Below are 21,106 nucleotides of genomic sequence, written 5' to 3'. Positions count from 1 at the left end.
ATTCTACTACTATCTACTTAAGATGTACAGAGCAAGGGTCATTCACTAGGAGGCTTTACTATTGAAACAAATATTGAAAACGATACTCTTATCGGGTGTTACAAGCTTTTTTGCTATTGCTTTACTAAAGTTTCCTGATCAGGCATTGGAGGCCAGTATCCGCGGATTAAACATATGGTGGGAAAGCGTTTTTCCGTCCTTGCTACCTTTTTTCATTACTGCTGAATTATTGACAGGGTTTGGTGTAGTTAAATTTATCGGGGTATTATTTGAACCCATTATGCGACCGTTGTTTAATGTTCCTGGTGTGGGAAGCTTCGGGTGGATGATGGGTATGTCAAGCGGTTATCCAACCGGGGCCAAAATCGCCGCTAGACTCCGTGAAAAAGAACAACTCTCACAGATAGAAGCGGAACGCCTTGTTTCTTTTACAAATGCCTCGAGCCCATTATTTATCTTCGGGGCAGTATCAATTGGTTTTTTTCATGATGCTAAATTGGGTGTTTTACTTGCGACATGCCATTATGTAGGTAATGCGATTGTAGGGATCTGTATGCGGTTTTACCGAAACAAAGAAGACAAGCACATCAAGCTTATAATGGGGAAAAATAAAGTATCCATTGGTCGAGCTTTTAAAGAGATGCATCGAACACGATTAAACGATGAGCGTCCGTTAGGCGAAATCATCGGAGACGCTATCTTGAATTCTATTAAGACGCTCGTGATGGTGGGCGGGTTTATAGTTCTTTTTTCTGTAATTACGAAATTACTATTCTTAATTGGTATATCTTCTACCATTGCTGCTGGTCTTGGACAAATATTTCATATATTCACATTGCCTGTTGAATCAGCGCTGCCCTTTTTATCAGGACTGTTTGAGATAACCATCGGCGCACAGGCCCTGTCTCAACTAACAACAGATACATTTCTGCAGGTAGCAATCCTTATAAGTTTTATCTTAGGCTTTAATGGCTTTTCCGTTCAAGCACAAGTTGCAAGCATATTAGCTAAAACGGATATACGCTTCGCCCCGTATTTTTTTGCACGATTTTTACATGGCATCATTGCTAGCATATTAACAATTATTTTGTATAAACCGTTGTATTTGGATAAACAAGCCTTTGAAATGAATGACGTACCTGTCTCCCAGGAGGTAGGCCAAAACTTCTGGGTCACTATCTTAGATATGTTAAACCAAGTAGGCCCATTAGTTACAATCAGCTTTTTGGGAATAGCTGTATGTATCATTTATAGAAGAAGTATAAAGAAAGATGCTGCATAGAACATTATGCATGCATCTTCCCCCCAAATTAATTATTGAACTTTTTCTTTAAAGCCTTTTCCACAACACCCGGAACAAGATCGGAAACATTAGCATTATATTTTGCTGCCTCTTTAATAATACTGGAGCTCAAGAATGAATACTGATTATTTGTCATCATATAAAATGTCTCAATTTCTGGATTAAGCTTTTTATTCATGGAAGTTAGTTGCAGTTCATATTCAAAATCACTGACAGCCCGCAGACCTCTTATGATGGCATCTGCTTTTTTTTCAGTAGCATAATCCATTAGTAAATAATCAGAAGAATCTACCGTAACATTTGGCAGGTCATTTGTAGCTTCTTCTATAAGTTTAATTCTCTCTTCAACCGAGAATAAAGGGGCTTTCGATTGATTATTAAAAACCGTCACTTCTACGTGCCCAAAAATCTTAGCGCCACGCTGAATAATATCTAAATGTCCAAGTGTAATCGGATCAAAACTCCCTGGACAAATCGCTAATTTGCTCATGGATGAGTGCTCCCTTCCTTAAATCTTTTCATAAATGGTAATTCCGATCATCCCGCCATAATTCTCTTGTTTCATTACAGAAAAATAGTCATGGCTCTTTGGTAGGTTTTCAGAAACATCATGCTCACAATAGATGAATCCACCTTTTTTTAGTAATTGGAGTTGAACAATCTCATTTAAATACGTCTCATAATTTACTGTCTTGTACGGCGGGTCAAATAAAATGAGTTCAAATTGTAAGCCTCTTTTGGCCACGGCACGCAGTGCGCGAAATGCATCTACTTTAAATACCTCCGTTTGTTCCTCTAGTTTCAATGCTTCTACATTCGCATGAATAGTATGTATCGCTTTTGGATGCTTATCAACAAAAATCGCTTGATCCATCCCTCTACTCATTGCCTCAATGCCCAATGAACCGCTACCTGCAAATAAATCCATTACAGCTCCACCTTGAAAATATGGACCGATAACCTGGAACAAGGCCTCTTTCACCTTATCTGTTGTAGGTCTTGTAGATTTTCCCGGAACAGCTTTTAATCGTCTACCCTTATATAGTCCTGAAATTACACGCATCAGCCCACCCCAATATACACTATTCGACATTAATCCTACCATAAAAACAGCTAAATTAGGTAGTAAATTGATAAAAAAATAGCATACAACGTATATTATTTTTTTCATTGTACATACTTACCTAATGAGGCAACTAATTGTTAGCTTGGTTGTTTCAAAACTCGGAGAAGACTTAAACTTCCCCATAAGTTCTTCCTCCGGTTTCTCCTCTCCCTTTGCCTTTTGTTTTTATAAAAGGGTCCTGCAGATGTAATTTCTGCAGGATTATTTTTTTGCTAAAGGCCATTTTCGTAACTATTATTGTTTTTAAAGCTTTGCAGTTGATACTTAAAGACGACGTAATTACCGTTTGCTATAAGTATCTGCTATAATCGGCCGTCCGGGATCGCTCCGGACCGTTGCGCACCTTAGGGCACGGCCTAAGCCTCCTTGCCCGGCAAGGGGTATGCCGAGTTGTCCGCAATGGACGGTTTTAGTCGGCCTTCCTTAGAATAGTCCTGCGGGGGATTCCCATGAAATGAAATTTTCACTATATCGTCTTTTATATCTTTTGTGCCAAAAGCAACAAATGTTTTCGGTGGGACGGACCTTTGGTGCAGTCCCCTTCTTTCAGAAAAAACCATGCTAAAAAACCTTGCGAACACAAGATTCGCAAGGTTTTTAAATACCCATTTTATAATCATATTGTTTTGCCTTATCCGGTTTTGTGTTTTCAAAATTTGTTTGGAGAAAGGGCTTATACGACCGATCTACTTTGGAAATAAATGAAAGCTTCAGTAATTTTTGCTCTATAGTTTCCAGTTCAGATTGATCAACATAGATTACAGCATATTTTAATTTTTTGGATGTATAAATCAGATTTCCATATCGTTTAATTTGCTTTATATTTTTCATATGTTGAAACCAAACGATAATTCCTTGCCGATTCACTCTCATAGTATGTCCTCACTAACATTTTATTTACTGGCAATATATTAAGACGCGCAACCACAAGTTCCACCGCTTCCACATCCACAGCCGCTATCCGTTAAAGCAGCACCGTCTTTGGGAGCTTTGATATCTTTACTAGTACTTAATGCTACATATTCGCTTATTTCATCCAGTAACTTCTGTAAATTACGCTCAGCTATTTTAAAAGAAGCAACCTTATCGTTCATATCCATTTCACGCTTGGAAGCACGAACTTGTTTCATTATTTCATTATAGTCCGGATGATACCTTCCAAATCGTTGTACATCGTCATAGTGACTCTTTATATCTTTAAATTTTTTAATTAACTTCTGTGCTTCATTATCTTCATTCAGCTCTTTTTGGGAATTATTGTATGCCTTCATCACGTCCGAATCCAATACCATCTTACCTAGCAGTTCTGAACGGTCAAGTATATCAACATATTCCATCGTAGCTATCATAATACAAACACCTCCACCATTATCATAGCATTTTATTACTCAGATGAAAATGGAAAAAGTATTAATCTTTCATTTCCTCGGCAAATCGAATAAGCATTCCAAACATTTGTACTTGATTGTTTATTTTTTCTAATTGTTGTGGGAATGTTTTTCCATAAAATTTTTTTGCCTCCTTTTCTATTTCATTGATTCGCTCTGGTTCCCTGGACAAATACCGGTACCAGATTGGATTATAACGAACAAACATAGCCAACCTGGGGTTTTTAGATAAATAGTTATAGTTAGCAGAATCCATCTTTTTCCTCCTTAATCCCTAAACAAATTAAAAAGTTCTTTTGGTTTATCGCTTGACTTTTTATTTTCCTGAAATTGATTGATTCCACCTTGTATCATGGAAATCGTATTGTTTAATTGATGTACTTGTTCTTGTACTTTGTCTAAATCCATATTTTTCGTAAGCTTCATCAGCTGACGGAATATTTCAGCATGTTTTTGTTCTCCCTTTTCATCGGTTTTATCATCCTTGTTTCGATATTGGCCCCAAAAAGGATCATCCTCACCAAGTAGTACCCATTTTTCATAGTATTCCTGCCATGATCTCCCATTTTTTCTTACTTCTTCAAGCAAAACTGGGTGTTTATTCATAAACTGTTTGAATTCCAACACAGTCGGATGCAGTTTATCCCCGCTCATTTAATTCACCTCATCACTATAGTCATCTATTACTAATTAATTTATGTTGATTCATAAATACCGTGCGAAATCAAAACGAAAAAAACCCACTCAGTATGTCAGCTGAGTGAGTTTATTTACGGTTTTTCCAGGAAATTTTGCGTATAGTAGAAACGATAAACACCAACCCCTAAATGCGTATAGTCTCCATTTAATAGTGCTTCCCGGTGCCCTTCACTATTCAGCCAACCTTCCATTGCTGCTGGTGCATCCGGATATTGCGCTGCAATATTTTCCCCTGCTGTAGCATAGAATATATCCTCAACGGACAGGCGCTCCTTTAATCCATCACCATTCTGACTGTAATGGGAGAAATAATTATTTTCAGCCATATCTTTACTATGTGAAAATGCTACTTCACTAACAGTGTCTTCCCAATTCAACGATGGTCTTTCATGCTGATGTCGCATGACATTCGTTATATCAAATATTTGCTTTTCCATTCCTTCTTCAACCTCAGCCCACTGCTCATCCGTTAAATCCGGTTCGTCCGGTAAATCACCGCGATATTCCAATTCATATGGTCGATGCTTAAGTAATGTGTCAGCTGTTAAAACGCGTATAGAAGATAACTCTTGTGTAAATGTATCAAAATAAATTTGTATAAATATATTATCCGAAACCTTGACTAATGGACGTGTCTTCAAATCATCCTGATTCAGTAGAAATATATAAGAAGAGAGCCCTTGACTGTATGTTAGCTCATTTGAAAATGACAACTGATCATCTACGGCATCGTATCCTTGTCCAACTTGAATCGGTTCTGTATCCAGGGCATTTCCAGCTGCGTAAACGGTTATTATTTTGTTATCTTGCATTCCAAATTGAATATATTTATCTTTACTGTCTGTATACACCCACCACGTGTATTCATAGGCGCTTCTGTCTGTGCGGTTAGGCTCACCTAGAGCCTCAACCAATACTTCCTGAGACTTACCTATCCATTGTAATAAATCTTCTTCTAGTAGCATATCTTCTTCTTTTTCAGGTGCTCTTTTTGTTTCAATCTGGCTATCTTTTTCTTTCACTACATCATTTATGCTATCGATTGCTTCTTCAGGAGAATTAGTATTTAGTTCAAATACATAGAAAGCTCCTATTCCAAGTAGCGCTAGTAAAACTATATTTCGAATAAAACGCATAACAGTGATCATCCTTTTGCATTTAATTTTATAGAATATGTTCAAAAGTCCGGCAAAAATGACACTTCGAATGTCTTCGTTGCCTTGTTTCTCCGCTCCTTGGAAAAGGAAAACCACTTTTCCTGCGTACAAGAACGTTTGCTCGAAACTACGTCGCCTCGAACTTATCGGTCCTTTTTATCCTCCTTTTTGAACACGCACTTATAGTATATATTTCAACCTATGATTTCATATAACCATCCATTCTCTTTTCTCTATTATTTCATATGTTTTTTTAAAATAAAAAAGAAACAAAAGCATATTATCTTTTCGATTGCAAGTTACTTCATTTCGTATTATTATAGGTTAATGAGGACAAATATGTGAGGTGATAAAATGAGATTAGAAAATACTGGAATAGAAGATGTTATGATTGATGTTAAACCTCTGGATCATATAACTGGATTACATGCTTTTATCCGTGCAGAGCAATGGGATTATGAACGAGTGACATATGATTATAGAATTGATTCAAAAGAAAAGAACATTACATACTATATTCGCGTACAAGGCTATGCGGTCGAAGGTGATGTAGATCGTGGAAACGCTGTAATCAAGCTCTTAACTCCATTACTCGGGAAACATTATTATCCACACGGTGTTGAATATGGTGAAGGTGAAAATTTCCCGGAAAACCTCGTCGAACGAGCAAACAATTTAGTAACAAAATTAGCAGAAGAAATTAACCAATATAAGAAATAAGTCATCAAAGTCATCCTTATAAAAACCAACTGCTCTATCAGGCATAATCACCAGGCAGTTGGTTTTTTAATCAAAAGATGCAAAACGCTGATCTAATAATTGACACGCTTATTATTTATGTAATCCTTTAGACTACTATGAAAGGAGACATCGTATAAACTTGCTTCGTTCTATTTCAAAACGTCAATGGTCGCTTATTTTTTTGTTTATAATACTTTTACTGTTTATAATCTTTATATTACCTGTTTCCGTTCCTTTAATACTTGCATTAATCACCGCTCTGGCACTTAATCCACTTATTCGGTTAATACAACGAAAGGGGAAGATGAGCCGACAAATATCCGTAATCATTGTTTTTCTGCTTTTTTTGATCATAATGGGAGTTGCTGGTACATTTGCAGTCACGAAAGCAACCACACAGGTTGTAAATTTCGTGGAAAATATCCCCACATATGTTAATGAGATAAATGAGATATATGAAGATTGGGAGACAAACCTTCAACAATATACAAATAATTTACCCCCTGAATTTGTTAATCAGGTATCAAATAGTATTGAGGATAACTTAACTGCATTGAGTGAAACAGCAAGAGATACTATTACATTAGATAATATAGCACAATTATTCGCTAAGGTTCCATCCTATTTAATCAGTTTTATTGTATATTTAATTGCTTTATTTTTATTTATGCTTGAATTACCTGTACTTAAATCAAAGACATATAGTTTATTCACAAAAGAAACGGCTGAAAAAGTTTCCTTTATGAATAAGCGCTTAACCGATGTTCTTTTAGGTTTTTTCAAAGCTCAATTTCTTGTCAGCCTTATTATACTTGCGGTCACATTAATCGGACTATATTTAATCGTTCCGGAAGTTGCGATAATCATGTCCTTGATTATATGGATAATCGACCTCATTCCTATTATTGGCTCAATCGCCGTTTTGGGCCCGTGGGCATTGTTCATGCTGTTAAGTGGGGACATTACGACGGGCATACAATTAGCTATATTGGCAATTATATTACTTGCTATAAGGCGGACAGTAGAACCAAAGGTGATGGGACAGCATATTGGATTATCACCGCTGGCAACACTAATTGCTATGTTTCTAGGCCTGCAATTACTAGGTATTCTGGGCTTTATTCTAGGGCCATTATTTGTTATTGCATTTAATTCAGCAAAAGAAGCTGGCATTATAAAATGGAAAATTAAAATTTAAGAACAAAGTCTTAAAGCGCCCGATTAGCAACGTACAAACCGCGCTCAGCGCTGCGGGTGGTTCAACGTTGCCACGCAAAGTGGTGGTTTTAGTTAAACCTCCTCTTCCGCAATGAGATAAAGGAAACATGCCCCTGCAAAAGCGGTGTGCCGACGCCTAAGCGTCTGGCCCGGTTTTAGTCGGCCTTCCTTCCAACCCTAAACCGATGTTGACTTACCGTAATGGAGGAATGTGAAGTTTGGGGCTGCGCTAAATGCTCGCCCCACCGTAAAGATTTGCTAGTTGCTGGGCGCTGGAGCCGGACGAGGCCTATTCGGCTGCTGAATTATCTATAACCTCAAAATTTTATAATTTCTTATGTAACATAGAAAAAGGGTGAGCAATATAGTTACTCACCCTTTTTTATGTTCCTAATATAGCTTTAATTAAACTTGTAGTTTCTCCTCCATCAAAGAAAACATACAATAACAGATAAACGATAAATCCGGTTATGGCACTGAAAAACCATATAATACTTGTATACGGACCTAATTTTCTATGTTTGATAATTTTTCGTTTAAACGCTAATGTCAATGAAGTAATACCAAATACAGCACCTGTTGTTGCTAGTGTAATATGGAAAATTAAAAATATGGTATAATAGATCTCTAATTCCTCAGGCCCACCAAAGCTTGTATTTCCAGCAAAAATGGTTCTGGATACATAGATAATAAAAAACAAGATTGCACTAATAGCAGCTGCTATCATCGTTTTTCTATGAGCTTCCGCCTTGCCCTTACTTATAAATCTCCAGCCAAAAGCTACTAAAATGGCGCTTAATAAAATAAAAAAAGTACTTAATGTCGGTAAAACAGGCATATTTTTCTTCACGTATCCTTTCTAATTGAGAAAACGCCAACTCCAAATGGAGTTAACTATTTTTTGTTAATTTATCTCCGCAGGTACAGGGTCTACTTTTTGACCTTCTTTATTAACCCATTTAAAGAAGACACTTGCCAGTAAGATTCCATACGTAATTTCCTGCACGACCTTCATAATAATGCCACCTAATTGCTGATCATACATTGTACTCAATGATGTAAACATCTCCGGCCCGGAAAGCGGAACCGCTATACCTGTTAACACATCTCCAGGTACACATAAGGCGAGTGCCTGCAACCATGCTCCGTCCTGTGTATACGCCGCGTATAATGGCTGGTCTGCGAATATAATTAACGCGCAGGCCGGCGTAATTAAAACACCGTTAGCAAGGATATAACCCATTTTTAAAACCGGACTCATAGTATCAAATTCTTTAAGCGGTGACACTATTGGCCACCATACAATGAAAGCAGCAATCAATATAATAATTGAAATAGATGAATGTGCAATCAATGATGATTTTGAAAAGTTAAAAATAGCAGGTATATGGTAAATTGAAAAAAGTGAATTAAATAGTAACAAGGAAACAATTGGTTTGGTTAAGACTTTCACAATAGGTTTAATTACTGGTGCATAAACAACCTTTCTCCAAATCCATGCTGGTATCCCCTTAATGATCAAAATAGGAAACACAAGATAATAGATCGCCATTTGAATCATGTGTGCCGTTAGCGTAATATGTGTTAACAAATCAATTGGAGAACCTTTTATAACATATAATAGAAATAACCCCAAGTAAAAATAGATTTGTTGCCTGCCGCTAGGCTTTTCAGTACCACCGAATTTATGACGATACGGACCCGTTATTAGAAAGTAAAGCAAAGCTAAAATTATAATATATGTTAAGAAATACGGACTCCACAACGCACGGAGGCCAAATATTTGCAGTTCCAGCCACATAATTACCCACCCTTAGAAAAACGTTGCTTACCACCAATTATTGGCGAAAGCTTTTATTTCTTATATTTAATCATTCGAAAGTTTATACCTACTAACATGTACATTGTAACGCAAATCATCAACTCGTACAGCTCTATATTGTGACGATTTTAGCAAAAAATATTTTAAGAAAGAAAAAGACCGGGAGAAAGATTCCCGATCTAATTAAATCACCACCAGGTGATCACAAGTAAAGCTGCAAGAACTAGGAAAGTGACGAATACACCACCATAGATAAATGCTGCTGGCATTTCATGTCCCTTGTCTTTCAGGTGCATAAAATAATAAAATTGAAAGCCAACTTGAATGACTGCTAAAATAATCAGCACTGGTATGATGAACATACTTTCCATTGCACCTGTCGCAACAAGAGAAAAGGCAATTATTGTAAGGCCAATCATTAAAGCAAACGAAATTACTTGTTTCTTCATTTCCTCTTTCTTTTTCTGTTTTTGGAAGGCATTCATTTTATTGGTATTCTCTGCCATAAATTACACCATCCCCATTAAATATACAACTGTGAAAATAAACACCCATACAACATCAATAAAATGCCAGTATAGACTGAATGTATTAAATTTTGGAGCGTTATATAAATTCAAACCTCTTTTAGCATTACGGACCATCAACGTAATAAGCCAGCTCAAGCCAAAGACCACGTGCCCTCCATGGAATCCAACTAATGTATAAAATGCAGATCCAAAAGCTGACGAACGGAAAGTGAAGCCATAATCAATAATATAGTGAGCGAACTCATATACTTCACATGCCAGGAAAGCAATCCCTAGTAACGCTGTGATCCCCAACCATAATTGCATCTTTTTAAAGTCATTATTTTTCATATGATACACAGCATACACACTAGTTAATGAACTTGTTAGAAGCAATACTGTCATAAGAAAAACAAGTTCCAATCCAAATATGTCATTTGAAGACGGTCCATCCGCTGTTGAGTTATTCAACGCGAGATAGGTACCGAACAAACATGCGAAAAGGACTGTTTCACCGCCAAGGAAGAACCATAAACCCAAAAATTTATTTTTACCCTCAAGGGTGGCTTTTTCTGGTTCCTGTGGCATTGTTTCAGGATTTAAGGAATGATCGTGACTCATCTTAGTCAGCCTCCCTTTCTAGTTCTTCTTTTGTAACATGGTGACCATGATCATCTTTCAACGATCTATACGCCATAGCACCAAGCGCTATTCCCATACCGACATAAACCGCAATAAGCCATGCACTATGATCCACTTGATAAATAAATCCGAAACTGGCGACAAAGAACCCGAATGTCATGATAAATGGTACAAAACTCGAATTCGGCATATGAATATCATCTACTGGTTCTGCGGGTGTAACCTTACCTTTGCCCTCCATTTTTTCAATCCATAAAGGATCCAGTCCACGAACCAATGGTGTTTGTTTAAAGTTATAATATGGCGGTGGTGATGAAATAGCCCATTCTAACGCCCGGCCATCCCATGGATCAGCTGGTGCTTTTGTTCCTTTAGCCGCTGTGTAAATAATATTAATCAAGAATACAATTACAGCAATAGCCATTAAAAATGCTCCAATCGAACTGACTAAGTTACCAGTATCTAATCCTTGATCTTCCAAAAACACCCAATAACGGCGAGGCATTCCCATTAATCCTAGGAAATGCTGGATAAAGAATGTTAAATGGAATCCAATAAAGAATGTCCAGAAAGTAAATTTGCCCATACCTTCGTGTAGAATACGTCCAAACATTTTTGGCCACCAATAATGTAGTGCTGCAAAAATTCCAAACACTGTTCCACCTACCATAACATAGTGGAAGTGGGCAACAACAAAGTATGTGTCATGGTATTGATAATCTGCTACAGCAGAAGCAAGCATAACACCTGTCATACCGCCAATAGTAAATGTAGGTATGAATGCTAAAGCCCATAGCATAGAAGAATTAATGGTAATACTTCCACCCCACATTGTCGCCAACCAGTTAAAGATCTTAATACCTGTAGGCACTGCAATAGCCATTGTTGCAATCGCAAAGATAGAGTTTGCTACAGGGCCTAGTCCAACTGTGAACATATGGTGTGCCCATACCATAAACCCTAGAAATGCAATCAAAATTGTTGCAAATACCATTGCTGTATAACCAAATAATCTTTTCTTGGAAAATGTTGGAAACACCTCACTGAATACACCAAATGCAGGGAGTATTAGGATATAAACTTCAGGGTGACCAAATATCCAAAACAAATGCTGCCAGATTACTGTATTCCCGCCTAATGCTACATCAAAAAATGCCGATCCGAACATACGGTCAAACATTAATAGAAATAAGTTAACAGTTAATGCAGGGAATGCAAATAATATTAGTACACTTGTGACAAAAGTAGTCCAAGTGAATAGTGGCATACGCATATATGTCATCCCCGGTGCACGCATGGTAACGATCGTAACCAGGAAGTTAATACCACCAATTAATGTTCCCGCACCCGAGAGCTGCAGTCCCATTACATAAAAATCAATTCCGTGTCCCGGTGACTGTAGTGATAATGGGGTATATGCAGTCCATCCTGCATCAGGTGCTCCTCCCAAAAACCAGCTACAATTTAATAATAGTCCACCGAACAAAAACAACCAAAAACCTAATGAATTTAAAAATGGAAATGCAACATCTCGTGCCCCGATTTGGAGAGGCATAATATAGTTCATTAGGCCAAGCAATAATGGCATTACTGCCAGGAAAATCATCGTCGTCCCGTGCATAGTAAACATTTCGTTATACAGACCTGCACTAATGAAATCATTTTCAGGTACTAATAGTTGAATACGTATAAACAAAGCTTCCAATCCACCGAGCAGGAAAAAAAATCCACCACCTATTAGATACAATATACCAATTTTTTTATGGTCTACAGTGGTTAAATAATCCCATAGCACAGCACCGAAGCCTCTCTTCTGAGTAGCTGCTATACTCAATGCTTAAACCTCCCTTTTTCATCTTCCATCCCAATAGTATAAATTATAAAATTAATCTCCTGCACTTTCCGGTGTTATTTCAGAAGGCTGCAATTGCATTAAATATTCTGCAATACTATTTGCTTCCTCTTCAGTAATATCATAATTACCGGTCATCTGGTTTCCAGGCTTGATCGATTCAGGATCCATAAGCCAATCGACCAAGTTTTCTTTTGTTGGTTCAAGAATACCTGCAATTTTAGAACGATCCCCAAACGATGTTAGATTTGGCCCAACTTGCGCCGGTGAAGAACCAATAGCGTGACAACCCATACAGCTATTCTCTTCAAATGCAGCTTTACCATCTTGTGCTACAGCATCTTCAGGTTCTGCTTCAGGGTCAACGTTTTGCATGTCTTCAACCCATTGATCGAACTCCTCAGGACTGACTGCAATTACTTTAAAGTCCATCAGTGAGTGTGATGGGCCACAAAGTTCTGCACATTTACCCCAGTAGACGCCTTCCTCATGCGCTTCTATATACATACTATTTTCGTTTTCAGGGTTGGCGTCCATTTTTCCTGAAAGTGCTGGCACCCAAAATGAGTGGATAACATCAGAAGCCATCATATTCAAATGCACCTTTTCCCCAACAGGGATGTACATGTCCTGACTTGTTTGAATTTCCTGCCCCTCATAATTAAAATGCCACCAATACTGATTACCGGTAACTTCTATATTCAACCCATCCTCTGAGCCTGTTTCATCAGCTAAATCAAATGTTGCCGTAACTGTTGGTACAGCAAGGATTATAACTAAAACAATCGGAATAACTGTCCAAACAGTTTCAAGTGTCTTACTACCTTCCACTTGCTTTGGTATGTAATTTTCTTGTCCCTTCTTTTTACGAAAACGTGATAGAACAATAACAAATACGAGAATTACAACGATAAACACAAACGTCATAATTATGGTGGAAAGGATAATTAAATCCATAGATGTCTCAGCGCCGTACCCCTTTGGTATTAGGGCTGATAAATTTTCTTGTCCACAACCGGCTAGAATCAGTGCTAATGAACCTAATAGGAATATAGCCTTCGATTTTCCCATCCAATCTTTCATCTATTCATACCCCTCTTTCTCCTTGTTGATTTTCTTAAAGCATATATTTTAAGCTAGTTATTCAGCTAAACATAGGTAATGTTACAACAACCATCATTAGAAAAAGTATCGTTAAGTAATTTATGGAATAAACAAAAATCGTATTCGCCCATTTCAGATTATCTTTTACGAATAGGCCTCTTAATCCGATAATGAGCCAACCAATATTAAGTAAAGTCGCAATCACTATGAACGTCGTACCAAGCGACGCTAAAAAAAACGGTAGTGGCAATAAGCTTGCAATATATACAATAATTTGTCGTTTTGTAAATTCAAATCCATGCACTACCGGTAACATCGGGATCCCAGCAGACTTATATTCCTTTGTCTTTTTCATTGCTAATGCTAGAAAATGCGGTGTTTGCCAAATAAACATGATTAAAAATAACACCAAAGGTACGACATGGAAATTGGGATCAATAGCTGCCCAACCAATTAAAGGTGGCACCGCCCCTGAAAAACTGCCAATGATAGTATTTAAGGTATACCTTCGTTTTGACCACATGGTATATAAAACGACATATACGAACCATCCAAACAATGCAAGTATTGTGGCTTCAACTGTTGTAAACAAGAGCAGTAGTAAACCAAGTACAGTAATTCCTATCCCCAGCCCCATAACTGTATGTAATGAAATTTTCCCAGTTACAGTAGGTCGATTCTTTGTTCTTGACATCACCAGATCAATATCAGCATCATACCAGTTATTAAGTATACATCCACCAGCAATAACTAATGCAACACCCGCCATTGTTAATAAAAATATATCCCAATACGCGAGAAATGAAGAATTAGTGAAATGGAGTGCTAACCAGAAACCCGCGAATGCAGTAATTAAATTAGAGTTTATAATACCAATTTTAACCAATGCTTTAAGATCAGAGAATAATGTTGTCTTTTGTGCTTTCGGGACAATTTCTTCGCCGCTAACCATGTGTGACGAAGGTGTCTCTATGTTGTCCATCTTGTATCCCCCCTTCTAATTCCACCGAAAGCATTATAATATCAAGTATACATGTTAACGATTAATATTATACGTTTATGCATACTGACAATTATTTTTATTGTATCATGGAATTCTATTACAATCTAATTAATTACATAACATTATTTTGCTTTATTTAAGCACTGACCTGACATAGTAACGCTTAACATAAGGAAATTATCCCTATATTATTTCTAGCAAACAAATGAACACAATGCAAGGGTTTTCTAAATTTTATACGGTGAAAATAGTAATAACCCCCCAGACTCTTACAATTCTGTGTCATTTGTCATTTTTTGAAGGTATTTCATTGCATTGTATAAAGGAAAAATATTATTATTAATCTATTGTAAGAATAAATTTTACATATATATGAAGTGAGGCTGTACTATGATTAAAACATTAAAATGGTTATCTGTTATCTCCACAGTAGGGATGACATTAATCTTACTGGGAGGAGCACTAGTTACAAAAACGGACTCCGGGGATGGATGCGGTGATAGTTGGCCATTATGTGAAGGACAGTTTTTACCATCAGTTATCTCACCTGAACTCGTAATCGAATTAAGTCACAGATTGGTTACAGGGGTTGTCGGTATTACTGTTGTCGCTTTAGCTATTATCGCGTGGAAATACATTGGTCATATTCGTGAAGTGAAATTCTTGTCTTTCATATCTGTCTTCTTTTTAGTTCTGCAAGCTTTCATAGGAGCAGCTGCGGTAATGTGGGGACAATCTGACTTCGTTTTGGCTGCCCATTTCGGAATTTCATTGATTTCATTTGCATCCGTCTTTTTACTTATGTTGCTCATATTTGAAATTGACAGGAAATTTGATACAACATCGTTGTTTATTCAAAAGAAGCACCGAATTGAAATTTATGCACTAACGATATATACATTGATGGTTGTTTACACTGGGGCTTTAGTACGGCATACCGAAGCAAATCTGGTCTGCGCGGATTGGCCTTTCTGTTCAAATACGTCACCGCTTGCTTTTGGAGGGTTTAGCTTCGAACAGTGGATACAGATGGGGCACCGCTTAGCAGCAGGAATTCTTTTCATTTGGACAATTGTCCTATTTATAAAAATGATGAAAAATTATAGGCATCATAGGATAATGTATTGGGGCTGGATTACTGCATTAGCACTAATTGCTTCACAAGTGTTTTTTGGGGCTATGATTATTTTCACCATGTTAAACCTGGGAGTCGCTTTACTACATGCTTTCGTCATCTCCTGTTTCTTTGGAATGCTGAGTTATTTCATTCTGCTGTCATCCAGGAGTGCTAAGTATGAAAAGGAACTACAAATAAACGAAGATAAACCTGCTTCGGGGAAATAATAAAAAACAGGTAGTAAGATTTCTTACTACCTGTTTTTTGGTTTTATTCAAATTCAATTAATAAGTCATCAACTGCAATTGATTCCCCATTTTCCACGTGTACATCTTTAATTACGCCTTCGTATGGAGCTTGAATGGTAGTTTCCATTTTCATCGCCTCGGTAGTTAGGATATAATCCCCTTTATTTACCTTGTCCCCTTTTTTACCAATTACTTCTATTACTGTTCCAGGCATTGTAGCACCTATATGTTTGTCATTGGACTTATCCACCTTAGGTCTTGTTGCCACAGTTGATTTGACACTTTCATCAGTAACGACGATCTCACGGGCTTGGCCATTTAATTCAAAATAAACGACACGGGTACCATCCGCTCTTGCTTCCGATATAGAAACCAATTTTACAATTAGCGTTTTTCCCTGTTCGATTTCGACTTCTATTTGCTCACCCAGTTTCATGCCGTAGAAAAATGTCGGTGTATCCAGAACAGACATATCCCCATACGTTTCAGAAAATTTATGGTGATCCATGAACACCTTCGGATACAATGCATGTGATATAAGATCAAAGCTTGTTACCTGGCGATCAAGCGATTGAAATAATGTTTCTTTTAATTGAGTGAAATCAATTGGATCCAGTAACTCTCCAGGTCGTACTTCGATTGCTTCTTTTCCCTTTAAAATAATGCGTTGCAGTTCTTTTGGAAAACCTTGATACGGTTGTCCAATATAACCTTGTGCAAATTCGACAACAGAATCCGGAAAATCGATGGACTCTCCGCGTTCATAGATATCTTCTTCAGTTAAATTATTCTGAACCATAAATAATGTCATATCACCTATTACTTTAGAAGATGGTGTAACCTTCACAATATCACCGAACATATCATTTACTTGGCGGAACATCCTTTTTACCTCATTCCATCGATCTCCCAGGCCTACAGATTTAGCTTGCTGTTTTAGATTACTATATTGGCCACCTGGCATTTCATGTAAATATATTTCAGTATGAGGTGCTTTCATGCCACTTTCAAAGTCTTTATAATATTCTCTTATTCCCTCCCAGTAATGGGAAAGTTCCTCATATGCATCTACATCAACGTTTGGCTGCCTGTGGGCACCCTCAAGTGCATGGTATAATGCCTGTGCACTAGGCTGGGATGTTAGGCCTGCCATTGGACTTACAGCGACATCCACTGCATCCACTCCAGCATCAATCGCACGAGAATACGTATGAATACCATTACCACTTGTATCATGTGTATGAAGATGGACAGGTAAATCTATCGTTTCTTTTAAACTGGATATTAATTGATACGCTGCTTCAGGCTTGAGTAAACCTGCCATATCCTTAATACCTAGAATATGAGCACCTGATTGTTCAAGCTGTTTTGCCAGGTTTAGATAGTAGGACAAATCATACTTAGAACGACCTGTATCTAATATGTCACCTGTATAACACATAGAAGCTTCAGCGATTTTATCATTCTCTCTAACAGACTCAATCGCTAGCTGCATTCCTTCAACCCAATTCAAACTATCAAATATTCGGAAAATATCTATTCCCGCATTTGCACTCTTTTCAACAAATTCATGAATGACATTATCAGGATAATTTTTATATCCAACCGCATTATTTGACCTGAGTAACATTTGCAAGAGTAAATTAGGCATTTTTTTACGTAATTTTAATAATCTTTCCCAAGGGTCTTCTTTTAGGAACCGGTATGCCACATCAAATGTAGCTCCACCCCACATTTCTACAGAGAAAAGATTAGGTAACATGCGAGCAGTTGGTTCAGCTATTCGATCCAGATCCTTCGTTCTTACCCTGGTTGCAAGGAGCGATTGATGTGCATCACGGAAAGTTGTGTCCGTAAGCTTAACTTCCTTTTGTTCCTTGAGCCATTTTGCTAAACCTTCTGGCCCTCGCTCGTCTAAAATCTGTTTCGATCCATTAGGGATTTCTGTTAAAATATCCGTTTTAGGTACGGTTAGAGCAGGAAAATCAGGTTTTTCCGAGTTTTCCACCCCTTCCATACCATTTACTGTTGTATGACCAATATATGCAAGCATTTTTGTACCACGGTCCTTGCGCTTTGGAAATACGAATAACTCAGGTGTTTCATCAATAAACGTCGTGTTATATTGCGCAGATAAAAATTTATCATGCAAGATAACGTTCTCTAGGAAAGGAATGTTCGTCTTAATTCCGCGAATTCTGAATTCCTTTAGATTTCGAACCATCTTTTGAGCTGCCTGCTCAAACGTTAATGCCCATGTAGAAACCTTAACCAGTAGGGAATCATAATGTGGAGAGATTTCTGCACCTTGAAATCCATCTCCAGCATCCAGGCGAACACCAAAACCGCCACCTGTTCGATATGCCATTATCCTTCCTGTATCCGGCATAAAGTTATTTAATGGATCTTCTGTCGTGACACGAGATTGTATCGCGTATCCATTCACTGTGATATTATTCTGCTCTAAATTGCCGATTGATTTATCAAGCATACTACGTCCTGCGGCAATTTTTAGCTGTGTTTGGACAATATCCACACCAGTAATCATTTCTGTAATCGTGTGTTCTACCTGTACACGCGGGTTCACTTCAATAAAATAATAGGCATCATCTGTTACTAAAAATTCAACCGTACCAGCATTTAGATAGTTTACTTTTTTCATTAATTGTACCGCGGCATCGCATATTTCCAGACGGCGACTTTCTGTTAAAGATAGACTTGGTGCAACTTCTACAACCTTTTGATGTCTTCGTTGAACGGAACAGTCCCTCTCATACAAGTGAACAATATTCCCTTCATCATCACCAATAATTTGGACCTCTATATGTTTTGGATTTTCAATTAATTTCTCCAGATAAATTTCGTCGTTACCAAAAGCTGACTTTGCCTCTGATTTCGCACGATCGTAAGCTTCCGGAACTTCTCCTTCACTTCGGACGATCCGCATGCCACGACCGCCTCCGCCTAGAGATGCTTTTATAATTATTGGAAACCCGTGTTCCCTGCCGAATGCTTCTACTTCACTTGCAGAATCAACAGGTCCATCACTACCTGGAATTACTGGCAGGCCAGCATCAACAGCCTGCTCTCTTGCTTTCACCTTATCCCCAAACATATTCAAATGCTCACTCGTAGGGCCGATAAAAATAATTCCTTCTTCTTCGCAGCGTCTTGCAAAATCGATATTTTCTGACAAAAATCCATACCCTGGATGAATAGCATCCACGCCCACACTTTTTGCTAGTTTAATAATCCCTTCAATATCAAGGTAAGCATCTATTGGCTTCTTGTCTTCTCCTATTAGATACGATTCATCCGCTTTATAACGATGATACGATCCCGAATCTTCTTTTGAATATATAGCAACTGTACGAATGTTAAGCTCAGTGCAAGCCCTAAAGACACGAATAGCAATTTCTCCTCGATTAGCAACTAACACCTTGTTCATTTGTTTTAACTCAGCCATGATTTTCCTCCTCTAGAATTAAACTTATTTCTTTCAGATATAGATTGTGAGTTTTCCTGTTCTGCTTCTGACTCTCTTTCCTGTTTCTTTACTGTCATTGCGATATTATTTAATATCCCCATTGAAATCAGCAGTACAAGTAATGATGACCCACCATAACTAACAAATGGCAAAGGAACACCTGTAATTGGCAAAAGACCACTTATTGCTCCAAGGTTAATAAACGCCTGTATTCCTACCATGGAAGATATACCTATCGCTAACAAGGCGCCAAAGCTGTCTCTTGTTTTTCTTGAGATAAAAATACCTCGTAAGACAATTGCAGCAAGCAACCCTATAACAATGATAACACCTATAAATCCTAGCTCTTCAGCAATAATGGCCATAATAAAATCAGTATGAGCTTCCATCAAATACCCTAACTTTTGCACACTTTGTCCAAGCCCTTCACCAGTCAATCCACCACCACCGATAGCAAGATAGGATTGGATTAATTGGTAGCCACCTGTTTCCGGTGCTTGAAATGGCTGATAGGCTCCTGTAAACCTTGCAATTCTAGTATCTGTAATCATATTTGGAGCAGCAATAGCAAATATAACTACCCCGATAAAGATAAGTATAAATAGATGTTTAAAGCGTATTCCGGCACTGAAAATAACTGCACATGCTATTAGAAAGATAATCGCTGCTGTTCCTATATCAGGCTGCATTACGATTAGACCTAAAATAACCCCTGTCAAAATTAATGGTGGCAAAACTCCTTTATTGAACTCACTAATATAAGCTTGCTTTTTGGAATAAACAGAAGCTAAATAAAGTATAAGACCTAATTTTGCAAATTCAGCAGGTTGTAAACTTATTGGTCCAACCACGAACCATGATCTGGCATTATTAACGGTAATCCCAAAAAATAGCACACCGATTAATAGCAGAATAACGCAGAATATGATAATTTTCATAAGCCTCTGGTAATACTTGTATGGAAATACACTACAGAATACAAATCCTACCATACCAATACCAAACCACAATGCTTGCCTGGTGAGGTAATGCGTACTCTCATTTCCTTCAACCACAGCAATTACCATACTGGCACTATAGATCATGACTAATCCAAAAGCCGTTAAAAGTATAGGCGTAATCATTAATGTAAAGTCATAATCTTTTAATCTCTTTATCATCTTACTTCTCCCCACTATGTAAGATAATTACAGATGAAATAGAATTATTAAATAGTATAACATAGTTTTAAACTATAAATTTCAATTTTCATCTTCTTTTAAAAATATTCTTACTGTACGACAGTAAACAAAAAAACCTTGCCACCCTTAGTATGCAGGCAAAGTTTTTGCTGTGTTACATTACGTCAGGAACGCGATTAATATGTGTATCACACAGACTTTTGCGTTGCTTCATGAAGTATATTTAGCTTCATCTCTAAATTTTCAAGAAGTGCTTTACCTTCATTTTCGCTGATTAAATTCAATCGTACAGCAAAGTCGATCTCCCGGGAGAGGCCAAACATTTGTGTATCCAGAACATCCTCATATACAGGACATTGTGGCATCGTTAAATTTTCAATTTGAACTTCTATCAGGCGCAAAATTTTATCAGCATCAGCCTTAAGAAGGGCATGGGCTTTTTCACTATGATTTACAGTCACCTCAGGCATCAAATTAATTCCCTCCGCAAAAAGACTTCTTCTATTCTT

The 21,106-nt window shown here is 37.5% G+C and carries 21 protein-coding genes; 4 read left to right on the top strand and 17 right to left on the bottom strand.

Features of this window, described 5'->3' with window-relative positions; all coding sequences use genetic code 11:
• Positions 1-61 precede the first annotated feature (61 nt).
• Positions 62-1,282: a dipicolinic acid transporter SpoVV gene (gene spoVV, locus KFZ58_RS08305; protein ID WP_235794332.1), complete on the top strand. Its 1,221-nt coding sequence runs from the start codon at positions 62-64 to the stop codon at positions 1,280-1,282.
• Between the two features lie 28 nt (positions 1,283-1,310).
• On the opposite strand, the gene coaD is transcribed toward spoVV, so the two are convergent.
• The 7 genes from coaD to KFZ58_RS08270 form a co-directional block, all read right to left on the bottom strand.
• Positions 1,311-1,793 carry a pantetheine-phosphate adenylyltransferase gene (gene coaD / locus KFZ58_RS08300; protein WP_235794331.1) on the bottom strand — a complete coding sequence of 161 codons (483 nt, stop codon included), beginning with the start codon at positions 1,791-1,793 and terminating at the stop codon, positions 1,311-1,313.
• 18 nt (positions 1,794-1,811) lie between these two features.
• Positions 1,812-2,366, bottom strand: coding sequence for a 16S rRNA (guanine(966)-N(2))-methyltransferase RsmD (rsmD, locus tag KFZ58_RS08295; protein ID WP_235794330.1), 555 nt, complete (start codon positions 2,364-2,366; stop codon positions 1,812-1,814).
• Positions 2,367-3,026: 660 nt separating this feature from the next.
• A complete protein-coding gene (locus KFZ58_RS08290; protein ID WP_235794329.1) occupies positions 3,027-3,302 on the bottom strand; it encodes a YlbG family protein in 276 nt (91 codons plus the stop codon).
• Positions 3,303-3,340: 38 nt separating this feature from the next.
• Complete coding sequence (locus KFZ58_RS08285; protein ID WP_235794328.1) at positions 3,341-3,778, bottom strand: YlbF/YmcA family competence regulator; 438 nt, start codon at positions 3,776-3,778, stop codon at positions 3,341-3,343.
• 61 nt (positions 3,779-3,839) lie between these two features.
• Positions 3,840-4,073, bottom strand: coding sequence for a YlbE-like family protein (locus tag KFZ58_RS08280; protein ID WP_235794327.1), 234 nt, complete (start codon positions 4,071-4,073; stop codon positions 3,840-3,842).
• 11 nt (positions 4,074-4,084) lie between these two features.
• Entirely contained in the window at positions 4,085-4,471 is a 387-nt protein-coding gene (ylbD, locus tag KFZ58_RS08275) for a spore coat protein YlbD (protein WP_235794326.1), read from the bottom strand.
• A 116-nt stretch (positions 4,472-4,587) separates the two neighbouring features.
• Complete coding sequence (locus KFZ58_RS08270) at positions 4,588-5,652, bottom strand: CAP domain-containing protein (RefSeq protein WP_235794325.1); 1,065 nt, start codon at positions 5,650-5,652, stop codon at positions 4,588-4,590.
• A 375-nt stretch (positions 5,653-6,027) separates the two neighbouring features.
• Between KFZ58_RS08270 and KFZ58_RS08265 the strand changes: the two genes are divergently transcribed.
• Together KFZ58_RS08265 and ytvI are read left to right on the top strand one after the other, a co-directional pair.
• Positions 6,028-6,393 carry a YugN family protein gene (locus tag KFZ58_RS08265; protein ID WP_235794324.1) on the top strand — a complete coding sequence of 122 codons (366 nt, stop codon included), beginning with the start codon at positions 6,028-6,030 and terminating at the stop codon, positions 6,391-6,393.
• Positions 6,394-6,553: 160 nt separating this feature from the next.
• Positions 6,554-7,612 (top strand): sporulation integral membrane protein YtvI, encoded by a 1,059-nt coding sequence (gene ytvI, locus KFZ58_RS08260; protein ID WP_235794323.1) that lies wholly within the window; start codon positions 6,554-6,556, stop codon positions 7,610-7,612.
• A gap of 402 nt (positions 7,613-8,014) precedes the next feature.
• Here the strand turns inward: ytvI and KFZ58_RS08255 are convergent, their stop codons facing one another.
• The 7 genes from KFZ58_RS08255 to cyoE all read right to left on the bottom strand — a co-directional run bounded on the left by KFZ58_RS08255 (position 8,015) and on the right by cyoE (position 14,543).
• The gene (locus KFZ58_RS08255) at positions 8,015-8,470 is read right to left on the bottom strand and encodes a DUF420 domain-containing protein (protein WP_235794703.1); all 456 of its coding nucleotides are present in this window, start codon (positions 8,468-8,470) and stop codon (positions 8,015-8,017) included.
• Between the two features lie 66 nt (positions 8,471-8,536).
• The gene (gene ctaG / locus KFZ58_RS08250) at positions 8,537-9,433 is read right to left on the bottom strand and encodes a cytochrome c oxidase assembly factor CtaG (RefSeq protein WP_235794322.1); all 897 of its coding nucleotides are present in this window, start codon (positions 9,431-9,433) and stop codon (positions 8,537-8,539) included.
• Between the two features lie 209 nt (positions 9,434-9,642).
• Positions 9,643-9,960 carry a cytochrome c oxidase subunit IVB gene (ctaF, locus tag KFZ58_RS08245; protein ID WP_235794321.1) on the bottom strand — a complete coding sequence of 106 codons (318 nt, stop codon included), beginning with the start codon at positions 9,958-9,960 and terminating at the stop codon, positions 9,643-9,645.
• A 3-nt stretch (positions 9,961-9,963) separates the two neighbouring features.
• Entirely contained in the window at positions 9,964-10,584 is a 621-nt protein-coding gene (locus KFZ58_RS08240) for a cytochrome (ubi)quinol oxidase subunit III (RefSeq protein ID WP_235794320.1), read from the bottom strand.
• Position 10,585: 1 nt separating this feature from the next.
• The gene (gene ctaD / locus KFZ58_RS08235) at positions 10,586-12,439 is read right to left on the bottom strand and encodes a cytochrome c oxidase subunit I (RefSeq protein ID WP_235794319.1); all 1,854 of its coding nucleotides are present in this window, start codon (positions 12,437-12,439) and stop codon (positions 10,586-10,588) included.
• 51 nt (positions 12,440-12,490) lie between these two features.
• Complete coding sequence (gene coxB, locus KFZ58_RS08230) at positions 12,491-13,540, bottom strand: cytochrome c oxidase subunit II (RefSeq protein ID WP_235794318.1); 1,050 nt, start codon at positions 13,538-13,540, stop codon at positions 12,491-12,493.
• Positions 13,541-13,601: 61 nt separating this feature from the next.
• On the bottom strand, positions 13,602-14,543 hold the full coding sequence (gene cyoE / locus KFZ58_RS08225; RefSeq protein ID WP_304956826.1) for a heme o synthase: 942 nt from the start codon (positions 14,541-14,543) through the stop codon (positions 13,602-13,604).
• A gap of 411 nt (positions 14,544-14,954) precedes the next feature.
• Between cyoE and KFZ58_RS08220 the strand changes: the two genes are divergently transcribed.
• Positions 14,955-15,908: a COX15/CtaA family protein gene (locus tag KFZ58_RS08220; protein WP_235794317.1), complete on the top strand. Its 954-nt coding sequence runs from the start codon at positions 14,955-14,957 to the stop codon at positions 15,906-15,908.
• 43 nt (positions 15,909-15,951) lie between these two features.
• Here the strand turns inward: KFZ58_RS08220 and pyc are convergent, their stop codons facing one another.
• The 3 genes from pyc to KFZ58_RS08205 all read right to left on the bottom strand — a co-directional run bounded on the left by pyc (position 15,952) and on the right by KFZ58_RS08205 (position 21,067).
• The gene (gene pyc, locus KFZ58_RS08215) at positions 15,952-19,395 is read right to left on the bottom strand and encodes a pyruvate carboxylase (protein ID WP_235794316.1); all 3,444 of its coding nucleotides are present in this window, start codon (positions 19,393-19,395) and stop codon (positions 15,952-15,954) included.
• The gene (gene ftsW, locus KFZ58_RS08210) at positions 19,383-20,576 is read right to left on the bottom strand and encodes a putative lipid II flippase FtsW (protein ID WP_235794315.1); all 1,194 of its coding nucleotides are present in this window, start codon (positions 20,574-20,576) and stop codon (positions 19,383-19,385) included. Before ftsW ends, pyc begins: the two co-directional genes overlap by 13 nt.
• 209 nt (positions 20,577-20,785) lie before the next feature.
• Positions 20,786-21,067, bottom strand: a complete 282-nt coding sequence (locus KFZ58_RS08205) for an Fpa/YlaN family protein (RefSeq protein WP_235794701.1) — start codon at positions 21,065-21,067, stop codon at positions 20,786-20,788.
• Between the last annotated feature and the right edge of the window lie 39 nt (positions 21,068-21,106).

The sequence above is a fragment of the Virgibacillus sp. NKC19-16 genome (assembly GCF_021560035.1).
GTDB lineage: Bacteria > Bacillota > Bacilli > Bacillales > Amphibacillaceae > Virgibacillus_L > Virgibacillus_L salidurans.
The sequence above is the reverse complement of the archived record's forward strand: the minus strand, read 5'-3'. Positions and strand labels throughout refer to the sequence as shown.